The following is a 12,311-nucleotide window of genomic DNA, read 5'->3' as shown; positions in this document are numbered from 1 at the left end:
ATTTTTTGCAATTATAGTAGTTTGGCAGATGAGAAAGTGGATAAATTGCAAGTGTTTATAACCAACTTAACTTCTAGTGTGCAAAACATAGCGAGTAATGAGTCTCTTAAGATGACGCAAGATTTTGCTTGGCTGCGTCGTGGTGTAGTAGAAGTTTTCCCACAATCAGTTGATGTTAACAGCGAAAGTTTAGAAAGGCTCTTACTAACTACAAACCAACCTTTAAGGGTCAAATTGGGGATTGACCCAACGGGTACTGATATTCATCTAGGTCATAGCATACCAGTACGAAAACTGCGAGGTTTTCAAGATGCAGGCCATACAGCAGTTTTAATTATTGGCGATTTTACAGCGCGGATTGGCGATCCTACTGGTAAGTCTGAAGTGCGTCGTCAGCTTACAGAAGCAGACGTAATGCAAAATGCTCAGACTTATCTTGATCAAGTACGTCCTATCTTGGATTTTGACACACCAGGAAGGTTAGAGGTGCGTTATAACTCCGAATGGCTATCTGGACTAAAGTTAGAGAAAATTTTAGAGTTACTCTCCACGATGACGGTGGGACAGATGTTGGCGAAGGAAGGATTTGCCGATCGCTATAAAAAAGAGAATCCAATTTTCATCCATGAGTTCCTGTACCCGTTAATGCAAGGTTTTGATTCGGTTGCAGTTGAGGCAGATGTGGAATTAGGTGGGACTGATCAGAAATTTAACATTGCTGTAGGCAGAGATTTGCAGCGCCATTTTGGTCAAAAGCCCCAATTTGGGATGCTGTTGCCAATTTTGATTGGCACGGATGGGGTGCAAAAAATGTCTAAGTCTTTAGGTAATTATATCGGATTGTCAGAACACCCAGGGCAAAAGTATCAAAAGTTGCAAGGAGTTCCCGATCATCTGCTGGAGCAGTATTTTGAACTATTGACGGATTTACCTTTGGATCAACTGCCAGAAAATCCCCGCGATCGCCAAACACTTCTAGCATGGGAAGTTGTGAAACAGTATCACGGCGAAACCGCAGCCCAAGAGGCCAAAGAAGCAGCCCAAAGCGGCGGTAAGGAAGGTGCTGTCCCAGAATTTTCTCTAGCTGGCGTACAGCAATTTCCTACTAAGTTAGCGTATATTCTCAATGTCAGTGGCTTGTGCAAAAGTACAGGTGAAGGAAAGCGGAAAATTCAAGAGGGTGGAGTGCGTTTAGATGGCGATCGCATTACTGATGCTGATACCACTTTCGATTCTCCTAGTGAATTACAAGGTAAGGTTTTACAAGTTGGGAAAAATAAGTTTGTGCGTTTAGTGCCTTAAATGGGAATGGGGAGTAGGGAATGGGGAATGGTGAACAGGCAGAACAACGAATTATTGTGGCTTTGGATGTGCCGGATGAACAAAGTGCGATCGCTCTTATAGATCAGCTACCTCAAGTGGTTTGGTGGAAAGTCGGTTTAGAGTTATTTACCAGCACTGGCCCGAAAATCCTAGAAGAATTAAAGTCCCGGCAAAAGCGCATTTTCTTGGATTTAAAGTTTAATGATATCCCCAATACCGTTGCTGGTGCTTGCCGGAGTGCAGCTAGATACGGAGTGGATTTACTGACAATTCATGCTACTGCTGGTAGGGATGCCCTGAAAGCTGCAACTGAGGCTGCACAGGAAGGGGCTGCAAAAGCAGGTGTAGAACCACCAAAGTTAATTGCCATTACTTTGCTAACAAGCATTTCTGCGAGGCAATTAGCATTTGATTTAAAAATACCTCTGGAATTGCCAGAATATGCTCTAGAAATGGCACTGCTGGCTCAAGAATCTGGTTTGGATGGGGCAGTTTGTTCGCCTCAAGAGGTGGCGCAGTTGCGACAAAGTTGTGGAGATGACTTTTTGCTAGTTTGTCCGGGAGTACGACCGACTTGGGCAGATAATGCAGATCAAAAGCGATCGCTCACCCCAGCGCAAGCTATAATTGCCGGCGCAGATTACCTAGTAATTGGGCGTCCCATCACCACTGCTACTGAGCCTGAGTTAGCCTGGAAAAGGATTTCTGAGGAGTTAACCACGGTGGCATGAAGCTAAGAGTCAGTGAGAAACTGGGAGACAGAGTGCAGGGTGTAGAGGAGAACAATCTTGCCTCTTCGCTCAGGAAGAAAAATTATAGTTGGCTTTTAGTTTATGGCTTCTGGGTTTTAGTATCAAATAGCCTTGCTTACCCAGCGTTCTCGACAAACCTCACCCCTAAACCTTTGGTGCTAGCACAAAGAGAAAATGTCAATACTGGCGCAAAGTCTTTGTGTTCTGAGCAAAATTTAGAAACATTAACTACACAACTACTGGAAGATTTGCCTAGTTATACAAATCGCGCTAGTCAACGCGCCCGCCGCCTCAGTAGAAGCAGTGATGTTTATAGTTATATGCTAGTGGCAGGAAGACCTGAGTTTACTCCTCTGCCCCTTAACCTTGAAGAATATAGTGCAGATGCGCCTAAAAGCTCTGCATCAGGAATTGAGCAAGTTTTCTTTACTAGCTTAGAACGGCAGTACATCGGAAAGAAACTTGTAGAGTTGCAGCAATTCCACTGGCTATTGTTGACTAAAACTGCAAGTGGTTGGCAACTAGTGATGATGTTTTCTCAAATTGGTTCCGATTCAGCACAGCAGCCACTATCTCCGCCACGCGATAGTAGTAAGGGTACTGTTGCCCAAGGAGTTAAAGCTTGGTTACGCGATTGTCAAGCTGGAAGTGTACGACGGTTGCGTGCTGTAAATCGAGGAGACAAAATTGAACCCTTAAGATCAAAGTAGAACAGCTATAACTCGAACAAAAATGCCTCGCCTCTAAGATATTTGCTACAGAAGCTTTCACTAATGTAGGGTACAGTTTCTAATAAGAAATTGTGTTCATTTGGCTGCGACGCTAAAAAAGCAAAATTGTTTATTATTGCTCCGAGAAAGAACGCCTCCAAGATACTCTGATAATCATCGCGCAGTTGACACACGCTTTGATATCCGCTGACGAACGATCTACGGTTTTCGGGAAACAGATGCAGCAGTGTATGAGCAATGTCATAAAGGTAGTAGCCAAAGCCACAACAGGAAAAGTCGATAGCCCGCGCCTTACCTACATAAAAGATGTAATTATTTTCATTCAGGTCTGCGTGAATCAAACCCCAATTGGCACGTGTTTTTTCTAGTGCTGTCATCACATTACTAATTTGCTGAACGACACTCTCAAGCACAGCGAAATCAGTCAGAGATATCGTACCAGCATCTATTAACGATCGCAGCTTCATTAGTGAGGCGTGTAGTTGCTCCCAGTCATATTTTGGTCGTGTGAAGCTTGAAGGCAATTCCCAAAGGCTGGCGTGCTGGTGTAACTGAGCCATAAGTTCCCCGATTCCCCTAGCCTGCATCGCTGTAGGTTCAGTGTCGAGAGGGGAACCATCGACCCACTTTAGTAGTGTACAGTTGAGCGTTCGGCTAGTCTCATCAATTGGGACAGAAGTAATAAAACTGCCACTGAGGTTCTGTACTGGGTATGGGACGACCAAATCTGTATCTCTATGCAACGCAGTCAGCCACATGAGTTCTGACTCAATGACGGCATTTTGTTGCCAAATGCGATCGCGGAACTTAGCGATCGGATAATGGATACGGAGAAGAAATAACCCTTGCTCATCATTTTCTTTAGATGTCGCCAAATTTTGATTATTCCGAGTGTCAACGCGAAACGTCACATTTTCGCTATGACCCAAGAATACTACTTGAACTGCACTGAGATTGTACTGAGCCAGCGTAGTTGAAGCGAGACTCTTCCAATCGATTTTGCTCTCCATCAATTTCCGATTCAAATACCTATTTCAAACAAAATAAATGTACATCACCCAACTAGCTTGAATCAGTGGAATTTCGCCTATGTCTTTGGGAAGATTTTGACGAAAAATAGCTGATAAACAGCTAAAAAAAGCAGACATTATTTAAAATCTCAGACTGGCTTGAATTTAATCGTTGTAACTCCTGTTTTTTGGCGATAACATGAGGATAAGTTTATTTCAAGCTTTTCAAACCGCGTTTAGCGTCAGTTTTTTTATGGATATTCAATTAATCAACATCGGCTTTGGTAACATCGTGTCTGCCAACCGAGTAGTTGCCATTGTCAGTCCAGAGTCTGCCCCGATTAAGCGGATTATTACCGATGCACGGGACAGAGGTCAACTGATTGATGCAACTTACGGTCGTCGGACTAGGGCTGTAATTATCACCGATTCCAGCCACGTCATTCTGTCAGCGATTCAGCCGGAAACGGTAGCAAATCGCTTTGTGATTTCCCGTGAACATCAAACTGTAGATAATTGACTAGTACTCAAACAACCCAAAATTACTGGGTGAGGGTGGGGAGTAGAGACAAGTCTTTTCTTTCGTTTTGTCAAATTTATGGCTGCCTAACAAAGTTGCTTTGGTGAACTATTAACAGTAGACTAACAATCCTAAATCCCACTTCTATTTGCACCATATCGGCAGTAACATGTGAATTAGACAAGCTTTCTGTCACTCTTGCTACAAATTCTTTAGTCACCGTGGACTAGACCAAGAACACAACACTAATGAATAATATCTATTGATTGATTCACAGGTTGAAGGGATGATGCCAGTTTTACCCATCCAGAATAGTGCTACTACCGAAAAATGCTTACATTTAGGCAGGTTAATTGTTTTGACTGGCCCCAGTGGGGTCGGCAAAGGCACTTTAATGCGATCGCTCCTAGAGCGTCATCCAGAACTCTATTATTCCGTATCCGTGACGACACGTTCTCCCCGTCCAGGGGAAATTGATGGTAAAAATTATTACTTCATCAGCCGCAGCAAGTTTGAACAATTAGTTGCTGAAGGTGAATTTTTAGAATGGGCAGAGTTTGCTGGTAACTATTACGGCACACCCCGTGAAGCTGTACTTAACCAAATTCATTCCGGTAAGTTGGTGGTGTTGGAAATAGAACTAGAAGGGGCAAGACAAATTCGTGCTTCCTTCCCCAGTGCCCTCAGCATTTTTATTTTACCGCCTTCATTTGATGAATTAGAGAAACGAATCCGCTCTCGTGCCCAAGACTCCGAAGAAGCGATCGCCCGTCGTCTACTCCGCGCCCAAGAAGAAATTCAAGCCGCAGATGAATTTGACATTCAAATCGTTAATGACGATTTTGAAACTGCTTTAAATGACATTGAAACGGTTTTGTTTAAATAAGTTAGGAGTTAGGAGTTAGAAGTTATAAATTTAAACTCCTAACTCCTAACTCCTAACTGCTAGTAATTAACCAAATAGACCTTGAATTAGTGCCAAATTACTAGTTAAAAAGTAAGCAACTACTGCACCACCAATACCACCAATCAAGAAAGAACTGCCGAAGTTGTTCCAGCTTTCTTTAGAGTTAAAAGCATCTGCTGGAGGGTTGGGTACGGTAACGCTAGGAAGTGCTTTGGGCGGATTGCTATTGGAATACAGAGATAGACAAGCTGTAAGTACAACAACCAAGCCTATGGCTCCCAATAATCCAGCTAAGTTAGCATTACCTGTGTCTCGCAGTGGGCCTAATTTGGCAAAGGGGCCAAATAGTAAGTAACCATGAGCCATGCCAACTTCTAAACCGCGTCTAGCAGGAGCTAGACCTGGGCGATAAGCAGGCAAATTATTAATGAATCCCTTGATCAAGGGAGAAGAATTAACCGGGGTTTCTAGATTGCCTAGTTGAGGATCGCCGAATGCGGGAAAAACAACTTCCCGATTTCTTGGATCGCTGGGAAGATTCTTTGATGCATCTACTGCTTGTGCCATATTTTATGTTCAGCCTCTAAATTAAAATGGTGGCATTTTTATATTAATAATAATTGTGGCTAAAGATGTCTTTTTGCTAGGAAGTTTAGAAAAATTAATTTAGCTAATTTTAAACCTGTGAAACTCGCGATCTGTAAACAGAATCACGAGTTTCAAAAAACTATTTTTGCTGACTATTTTGGTGATAATTCTGCTTAACTAAGCTGAATACATCCACTACACAATATTAGGCAAAACACAAGAAATTCAACTGTGCTAAATCCAATTTTCCACTTATGGTAGTGGGTGGAAAAGTAGGTCGGGGAAAAAGCGGTTGAATTCAATCAAGATACCTGCTGTGATAAACAGCCATATAGTAGCTGCAACGGGCGCTGTAGAAATGAATTTAATCAAATAAGATGATTGGTCGCCTTTGTCTGCCATGAATTTAGTCTCCAAAACGAATGAATTAGTTAAGCTGATTTAGCGTGGAGAAACTGGAATTTCTGAATCCTTGGCTGCTAACTTACCAGAGAGAAATTCTTGGACTGCTGCTGCTGGCCAAGCAAAGCCTGAGAGGATAATGGGTAGTGCCAAACCAATATCGATTTGGATTTCCTTTAGTTCAGTGTCAGATTCCTTTTTGATTGCTTGCAGATAGGCACGACCTACCCAACCAATCCAACCAGCAATATATAGAAACAGAATGCTAGGGATCAAAAAGTCACCAGCCCGATCTAGACGACCATCAACAATCAAGTGGGGGTAGCCCTCAGGGCCGCATAGCGCCTGAGAATAACGCTCAAACCGCTTTTTCCCTGATTGGGGATCAGCGGTGGTATTACGGGCATTAGCTGCTAGCTCTTGGAAAGCGGGATTGTCCTTGCACGGTGTCAAATTAGCTCCTAAAGCTTGTGCTGGGGGAGCAAAATTGAACCAAAGACTAATCGCTAACATCAAAGCAAACAATCGTCGCATAGAGTTGTTTCCTTTTATTACAAAACAAGAAGTTTTTTGTACAAAACGAAGCGGCTTGTACAGTCTGTTTATTTGCATAACTAGGAAGTCATCATACTCTTGGGTGGGAACCGAGTAAAGTTTAAGTAAATAAAAGTTAAAGCTTCTCAACCAAAATTAGTCCTGAGTGCTGAGTTCCGAGTGCCGAGTAGTAAGAATTGTTGTTGTAGGGTAGTAAAGAAGCAAGATTTTCTCTCTACTATTCAGGACTCAGCACTCAGCACTACCAATGACAACCGTTTTAGCAATAGAAACCAGCTGTGATGAAACTGCCGTTGCAATTGTTAACAATCGTAAAGTTTGCAGCAGTATCGTAGCCTCGCAAATTCCTGTCCATCAGCAGTATGGTGGGGTAGTGCCGGAAGTAGCATCTCGCCAGCACTTGGAAACGATAAATGTTGCGATCGCACAAGCCTTAGAGCAAGCCCAACTAGATTGGGGAAAAATTGACGCAATTGCTGCCACTTGTGCCCCTGGACTTGTAGGAGCGCTGTTGGTTGGGTTAACTGCTGCTAAAACCCTGGCGATGGTACACAACAAGCCATTTTTGGGAGTTCATCACCTCGAAGGTCACATTTATGCAACTTATTTAAGCGAATCAACTTTAAATCCCCCTTTCCTTAGTTTATTAGTTTCGGGCGGACATACAAGCTTGATTTATGTCAAAGATTGTGGTAATTACGAAACACTGGGACAAACCCGTGATGATGCAGCGGGTGAGGCCTTTGATAAAGTGGCGCGATTGTTAAAGCTGGGTTATCCCGGTGGCCCAGTGATTGACAAGTTGGCACAACAGGGAAATTCTCAAGCCTTTGCCTTACCGGAAGGAAAAGTTTCTCTACCTGGTGGAGGGGTTCATCGTTATGATGCGAGTTTCAGTGGGTTAAAAACGGCTGTATTGCGTTTAGTGCAGCAGTTAGAGAAAGATGGTGGACAAGTGCCAGTAGCAGATGTAGCAGCTAGCTTTCAGGATACCGTAGCGCGATCGCTAACCAAAAGAGCGATCGCCTGTGCCATAGACTATGGCCTAGACACAATTGCCATTGGTGGCGGTGTAGCAGCTAATAGCGGGTTGAGAAAAAACCTCCAAGCCGCCGCCGTTAAACATAACCTACGCGTCTTATTCCCACCTCTAAAATTCTGTACCGATAACGCCGCCATGATCGGCTGTGCCGCCGCTGACCATCTATCCCGTGGTCATACATCCCCCCTCACACTAGGCGTTGAGTCTAGGTTAGCGCTTACTCAGGTGATGAAGTTGTATCAACCTATTGAGTAGTTATTTGTCATTTGTCATTTGTCATTTGTAACCACCAATGCCCAATGACCCTCAATAGTACTGAGTAATGAGTGCTGTACATGGATAGCGGGGCGTTTTGCCCAATGCCCAATGCCTAATGCCCAATGCCTAATGCCCAATGCCCAATGCCCAATGCCTAATGCCCAATGACTATCGACCGAATATGATCAGCGACAGCATCCGGCTGTTCCAACATAGCCAGATGTCCGCAATTAGGAATTTCCAAAACATTGTCAGCACAATATTGGAACAGTCTGTGAAAGCTAGCTAAATGGCGCACATACTTGGGTTCCATAACTTTGTCTTCTGCGCCAGCCAAAAAATAAACTGGCTGCTTGAGTTGGGATACTAGCTCCGGTAAACGATTGATTTCTTCTTCCGTTGTGGAGTCTAACAGAGTTCCCAGAGCCGCTTCTGGGTCAGCCACGACGAAATCTATTACCCGCTGACGTGCCCAATGGCGGTCTAAAGGACGAGCTACACTCGCTCTAGTAAACAGCAAATCAATCAAAGGCACTTGGGACAGCCAGCGCGGGCGGACTTGCAAAAATTTCTGACCCGCCGAGCGAAACTGCTCAAAGGCTTCTTTGAGGTAAATACCACCGCCAGCGTTGATACAGATAACTCCCTTAATACACTCAGGCATTTGATCTGCTCCCCAAAGAGCGATCGTCCCACCCAACGAGTGACCAATTAGCCAAGCACTGGTAATATTCAGCTGTTTCAGAAGAGCTGCTAAATCCTGAGCATAGGCAGCAGGAGTGTAAATAGAATCGAAAGGTGAGCCAACCGCACTACTGGAGATGGGCGTCAGGCTCAGAGACGTTTGTGCTCGACTAAAATCAGTTTTTACCTGGGATTGCGATTCACCAAAACCCCGCAAATCATAGGAAAGGCATTGCAAATCATCTGATAGGCGGGAAATCACAGGTTGCCAATATCCACGGCTATTAAGCCAACCGTGGATAAATACTAAAGCATGGGGGCAGGAAGTGGGAGCCGTTAGCTCGTATGCGTGTGGAACGCCCAAGATTTCGATAGTTGCCATACTTATATCGTACCCTTAAGGGCGGGTGCGACTAAATACGGAATAGGAAGAGAGTTAGAAGTTAGAAGTTAGGAATGAGGAGTTATTAATCTTTAACTCATAACTCATAACTCATAACTTTTTCATTTACCTAGCAACCTCTGTCGCACTCCTTCAGCAATTTTGTGACCCAGATATTCAGGAATGAGGCTTTCATTTGGCCCCAACAAGTAGAGAATTAGCCGTGTACGTCCGCGCCAAACTAGTAAATTGGCATTGACTACCAGAAGGTCTTCCTGCCAGATGGCGTACATCACTTTGTAGAATAATCCTGGTTGATTATCGGCTTCAATCACTAGTGCGGGGAGATGAAAGACCGGATCGACATAGAACTCAGTTTGTACCTGTTCTAAGCCAGTGTCAAGATTGAATTCTACTGCCAGCATCTCTTCTACCTCAAACCGACCTCCCAAAGCCTCGCGAATGGCGCGACAGACATTTTCTGCGGTTTTCTCGGTCAAGGCTTTACTACCACGAGACACCAACAGTTTGATAAAAACCAACATTGGCGGACGGATTTGACCGTATAAACTCAAACCGTGGATAGTCAACCCATAAGCTGCTAGTACACCAAAAATATCGCTGAGGAGAAAAGACTGGTTGCGGTAAGCAAAATGCAGGGCACTTTTGCTACCTTCCGGTTTCAGTTCAATCACAGCGCGTCTAGTTTTATAGAGACGGTAGGCTAGCCGCAAATTTTGCAGTTGAATTTCACTGCTGACGAATTGCTCATAAAACTGGGGAAACGCTCGGTTAAAGCGCTTTAGGAGTTCCAGTGTCGAAGATTTTAAACCAGAAGCCATTGTTAAGGGTAAGACTCGCTTGCTTTCGTCACCTGGGGACTGGGTGTTGGGGATTGAGGGCTGGGATGGGGGACTGGGAATTAGGGACTGGGAATTAGGGACTGGGGGGACAAGAAATAGAGTGTTCTTAAATACCCAATGCCTAATGCCCAATCCCTTGTATACAATTCACTCCTAAGCTAACGTGCATTTGGTTGAGTCGATGGGGGATATTATTCCCCGCACCTCTCAGTTAAATCTGGGCGTGCGACTTTCACCGCACCCAGCTTCCGATGTTCTCAGCTTACGCTTTTGCTCATGTGTTTGTAATCGTGACAACTCTCATGAATTGCTTCCAGATTATTTTTCTTCCAGTTGTCATGATTTCCGTCGATGTGGTGTAGGTGAACCCGTTCCTCATCGATGAATTTTAAACCGCAGGAAGCACATCTATGGTTTTGCTTCTTAAGGGTTTTAGAGGTTTCGCCGTCATAGAGTTTACTGTTACGTTCGCTCCAGTAGGCTTTATCTCCGTCGTAAGGTGATTTGATTCCCTTGACCATGACGTGTTTACTTTCGGAGTAGGAAACTGCTGGGAATGCCTTTTTTACTAACTCTTTGCTAGTGTGGCGTGTTTGCTTGGTTTCCTTGTTGAATACCGTATATGCCCTGTGACTTATGAACCAAAGTGAAAACTTTGACCCGTCCATCTTGCAGAACTTATGGTAATTTCTCCACCCTCTAACTATTGGAGCCAGCCTTGTGGCTTTTTCCTTAGCACCATAATTCGAGTTGTTGACGATGTGTTTTACTTTCTTGCGGAATGCTTTGAAGTTATCCACTGAGGGAGTGCTTCTGAACTTTCCGTTTTTCTGTACTTTGCAGTGCCAGCCGAGGAAATCAAACCCATCTGTCGCGGCGGTAACTTTGGTTTTCTTTTGGCTTACATTCATTCCGCGTTTGCGGAGAAACTCGCTGATTCTTTCAAGTATCTCTGTCGCATTATCTTCCGGGCGTAGTATTATGACCATATCATCCGCGTATCGGACTGATGGTTCGACAATTCTCTTGTCTGAGGTGTTGTCTGTGATACTTCTACCGCGTTCGATGTGGTATCTGTGTATACTCTCGATCCCGTTGAGTGCAATATTCGCTAATAGTGGGCTGACCACTCCCCCTTGAGGTGTTCCCTGTTCGGGGAATTCTGGGTTGACTCCTGCCTTGAGGCATCGGAAAATACCGAGTTTTAAGCCTTTGGGGGCAGTGAGTTCATCCATTATTGCTGAGTGATTAATCCTGTCGAAACACTTTTCAATGTCGAGTTCAATAACTCGTTTTTCTATTCCATTGGCTTTGGAGCTAAGGTTATTAAAGATGTACATTTGTGCATCGTGGGCAGAGCGCCCAGTTCTAAACCCGTAACTCCTGGCGTGGAAAGTGGCTTCGTGTGCTGGTTCAAGTGCATATTTTGCTAGGCATTGCCAAGCTCTGTCCGCGATGGTTGGTATCTTAAGCATTCTGGTAGTCCCGTCCTTCTTAGGGATAGGGATTTCTCGTAGTCCATGATGTTTCCAATTTCCACTGTTCATTTTCAGTAGTTCTTCAAGGTTGAAGCGTTCTTCAAATGAGAGGGATTTCTTACCATCAATACCCGCCGTCTTTTTGCCAGCATTTAGCTGAGATACAAGTCTAATTGCAAGAAATCGAGCCGAGGTGGATTTAAGAATAAGCTTTTGGAGTGACCTAGCTTTCCGCTTGTCTCCAACTTGAACAGCTTTAAATACGCGCTTTTGAAGGCGGAAAAGATTTCGGCGGAATTTCTTCCACGGTAAGGCTCTCCAAGATTCACTAGTATGTCTACTGTGTCTAATCATTTTCTCTTCTAGAGTTTGTATTTTCTGAACACCTCAGACTAATTACGGTCTGTCCTACCCGAATTGTGGGGGTTCCTCCTCTCGTCTGGGCTACTTGGGGTTCGATTGCCCCTAGACCCACAACTCGTTTTTATTCGTTCCCTCGGAGAGATTGATTGTTCCGTTAGGTGTAGCCAATCCAGCCACTGGATTCCCTAGACTCTTGCCGTTTATGAGCTTATTACGGCGGGAATGAACTCCAGTAAAGTAAGGGTTTTCTTGTTGCGCCCTTCCTCGTAAATAGGTTGTTTTTCTAGGCTCTGTTTCACCGTAGGAACTCCCTGTTAGCACCAGTGTCAACCCGCAACGGTCGTCTGATTGCGCCCTGTTCCCAGCTTCACTCTACAAGAACCGAGCTTGTTCGGTGTGGGCAGATAAGGAGTCAATTCTGAGTCTGAATGGCAAGACTTTCACTTGCATCTG

General features: G+C 44.4%; 13 protein-coding genes. 6 read left to right on the top strand and 7 right to left on the bottom strand.

The genetic code is table 11. The features are described 5' to 3' along the window. The first annotated feature begins 111 nt into the window (after window positions 1–111). Genes tyrS through RRG12_RS06160 form a run of 3 tightly spaced genes read left to right on the top strand, consistent with a single transcriptional unit; the run spans window position 112 to window position 2,785 of the window. Entirely contained in the window at window positions 112–1,302 is a 1,191-nt protein-coding gene (gene tyrS / locus RRG12_RS06170) for a tyrosine--tRNA ligase (protein WP_420758694.1), read from the top strand. Window positions 1,303–1,322: 20 nt separating this feature from the next. After that, complete coding sequence (pyrF, locus tag RRG12_RS06165; protein WP_420758693.1) at window positions 1,323–2,054, top strand: orotidine-5'-phosphate decarboxylase; 732 nt, start codon at window positions 1,323–1,325, stop codon at window positions 2,052–2,054. Then, window positions 2,051–2,785 carry a hypothetical protein gene (locus RRG12_RS06160; RefSeq protein ID WP_420758692.1) on the top strand — a complete coding sequence of 245 codons (735 nt, stop codon included), beginning with the start codon at window positions 2,051–2,053 and terminating at the stop codon, window positions 2,783–2,785. The genes pyrF and RRG12_RS06160 overlap by 4 nt, the downstream gene beginning before the upstream one ends. A 5-nt stretch (window positions 2,786–2,790) precedes the next feature. On the opposite strand, the gene RRG12_RS06155 is transcribed toward RRG12_RS06160, so the two are convergent. Beyond that, window positions 2,791–3,816: a phosphotransferase enzyme family protein gene (locus RRG12_RS06155; protein WP_420758691.1), complete on the bottom strand. Its 1,026-nt coding sequence runs from the start codon at window positions 3,814–3,816 to the stop codon at window positions 2,791–2,793. 253 nt (window positions 3,817–4,069) lie between these two features. Between RRG12_RS06155 and remA the strand changes: the two genes are divergently transcribed. Both remA and gmk read left to right on the top strand, forming a co-directional pair. Next, window positions 4,070–4,336 (top strand): extracellular matrix/biofilm regulator RemA, encoded by a 267-nt coding sequence (gene remA / locus RRG12_RS06150; RefSeq protein WP_041233849.1) that lies wholly within the window; start codon window positions 4,070–4,072, stop codon window positions 4,334–4,336. Window positions 4,337–4,622: 286 nt separating this feature from the next. Further along, complete coding sequence (gene gmk, locus RRG12_RS06145) at window positions 4,623–5,222, top strand: guanylate kinase (protein WP_069070101.1); 600 nt, start codon at window positions 4,623–4,625, stop codon at window positions 5,220–5,222. A 66-nt stretch (window positions 5,223–5,288) separates the two neighbouring features. Here the strand turns inward: gmk and RRG12_RS06140 are convergent, their stop codons facing one another. The 3 genes from RRG12_RS06140 to RRG12_RS06130 all read right to left on the bottom strand — a co-directional run bounded on the left by RRG12_RS06140 (window position 5,289) and on the right by RRG12_RS06130 (window position 6,767). Next, window positions 5,289–5,810 carry a photosystem I reaction center protein subunit XI gene (locus tag RRG12_RS06140; RefSeq protein WP_069070100.1) on the bottom strand — a complete coding sequence of 174 codons (522 nt, stop codon included), beginning with the start codon at window positions 5,808–5,810 and terminating at the stop codon, window positions 5,289–5,291. A 273-nt stretch (window positions 5,811–6,083) separates the two neighbouring features. Then, a complete protein-coding gene (gene psaJ / locus RRG12_RS06135; protein ID WP_069070099.1) occupies window positions 6,084–6,233 on the bottom strand; it encodes a photosystem I reaction center subunit IX in 150 nt (49 codons plus the stop codon). 39 nt (window positions 6,234–6,272) lie between these two features. Then, on the bottom strand, window positions 6,273–6,767 hold the full coding sequence (locus RRG12_RS06130) for a Photosystem I reaction center subunit III (protein WP_069070098.1): 495 nt from the start codon (window positions 6,765–6,767) through the stop codon (window positions 6,273–6,275). 268 nt (window positions 6,768–7,035) lie between these two features. On the opposite strand from RRG12_RS06130, the gene tsaD reads away from it, so the two are divergent. Further along, the gene (tsaD, locus tag RRG12_RS06125) at window positions 7,036–8,085 is read left to right on the top strand and encodes a tRNA (adenosine(37)-N6)-threonylcarbamoyltransferase complex transferase subunit TsaD (RefSeq protein WP_420758690.1); all 1,050 of its coding nucleotides are present in this window, start codon (window positions 7,036–7,038) and stop codon (window positions 8,083–8,085) included. 157 nt (window positions 8,086–8,242) lie between these two features. Here tsaD and RRG12_RS06120 read toward each other — a convergent pair whose 3' ends face one another. From RRG12_RS06120 to RRG12_RS06110, 3 genes are all read right to left on the bottom strand, one after another. Next, window positions 8,243–9,154: an alpha/beta fold hydrolase gene (locus RRG12_RS06120; RefSeq protein WP_420758689.1), complete on the bottom strand. Its 912-nt coding sequence runs from the start codon at window positions 9,152–9,154 to the stop codon at window positions 8,243–8,245. Between the two features lie 122 nt (window positions 9,155–9,276). Next, a complete protein-coding gene (locus RRG12_RS06115) occupies window positions 9,277–9,996 on the bottom strand; it encodes a hypothetical protein (protein WP_012410214.1) in 720 nt (239 codons plus the stop codon). Window positions 9,997–10,274: 278 nt separating this feature from the next. Beyond that, window positions 10,275–11,849: a group II intron reverse transcriptase/maturase gene (locus RRG12_RS06110; RefSeq protein WP_420758688.1), complete on the bottom strand. Its 1,575-nt coding sequence runs from the start codon at window positions 11,847–11,849 to the stop codon at window positions 10,275–10,277. Between the last annotated feature and the right edge of the window lie 462 nt (window positions 11,850–12,311).

It is taken from the genome of Nostoc sp. CALU 546 (assembly GCF_048836525.1).
Note: the sequence above shows the minus strand (reverse complement) of the source record. Positions and strands in the feature narration are given on the sequence as shown.

What these genes read in the sequence shown, in the direction of transcription:
- tyrS (WP_420758694.1), top strand. Translation starts at nt 112, where the DNA reads ATGACGCAAGATTTTGCTTGGCTGCGTCGTGGTGTAGTAGAAGTTTTC.
- pyrF (WP_420758693.1), top strand. Translation starts at nt 1,323, where the DNA reads ATGGGGAATGGTGAACAGGCAGAACAACGAATTATTGTGGCTTTGGAT.
- RRG12_RS06160 (WP_420758692.1), top strand. Translation starts at nt 2,051, where the DNA reads ATGAAGCTAAGAGTCAGTGAGAAACTGGGAGACAGAGTGCAGGGTGTA.
- RRG12_RS06155 (WP_420758691.1), bottom strand. Translation starts at nt 3,816, where the DNA reads ATGGAGAGCAAAATCGATTGGAAGAGTCTCGCTTCAACTACGCTGGCT.
- remA (WP_041233849.1), top strand. Translation starts at nt 4,070, where the DNA reads ATGGATATTCAATTAATCAACATCGGCTTTGGTAACATCGTGTCTGCC.
- gmk (WP_069070101.1), top strand. Translation starts at nt 4,623, where the DNA reads ATGATGCCAGTTTTACCCATCCAGAATAGTGCTACTACCGAAAAATGC.
- RRG12_RS06140 (WP_069070100.1), bottom strand. Translation starts at nt 5,810, where the DNA reads ATGGCACAAGCAGTAGATGCATCAAAGAATCTTCCCAGCGATCCAAGA.
- psaJ (WP_069070099.1), bottom strand. Translation starts at nt 6,233, where the DNA reads ATGGCAGACAAAGGCGACCAATCATCTTATTTGATTAAATTCATTTCT.
- RRG12_RS06130 (WP_069070098.1), bottom strand. Translation starts at nt 6,767, where the DNA reads ATGCGACGATTGTTTGCTTTGATGTTAGCGATTAGTCTTTGGTTCAAT.
- tsaD (WP_420758690.1), top strand. Translation starts at nt 7,036, where the DNA reads ATGACAACCGTTTTAGCAATAGAAACCAGCTGTGATGAAACTGCCGTT.
- RRG12_RS06120 (WP_420758689.1), bottom strand. Translation starts at nt 9,154, where the DNA reads ATGGCAACTATCGAAATCTTGGGCGTTCCACACGCATACGAGCTAACG.
- RRG12_RS06115 (WP_012410214.1), bottom strand. Translation starts at nt 9,996, where the DNA reads ATGGCTTCTGGTTTAAAATCTTCGACACTGGAACTCCTAAAGCGCTTT.
- RRG12_RS06110 (WP_420758688.1), bottom strand. Translation starts at nt 11,849, where the DNA reads ATGATTAGACACAGTAGACATACTAGTGAATCTTGGAGAGCCTTACCG.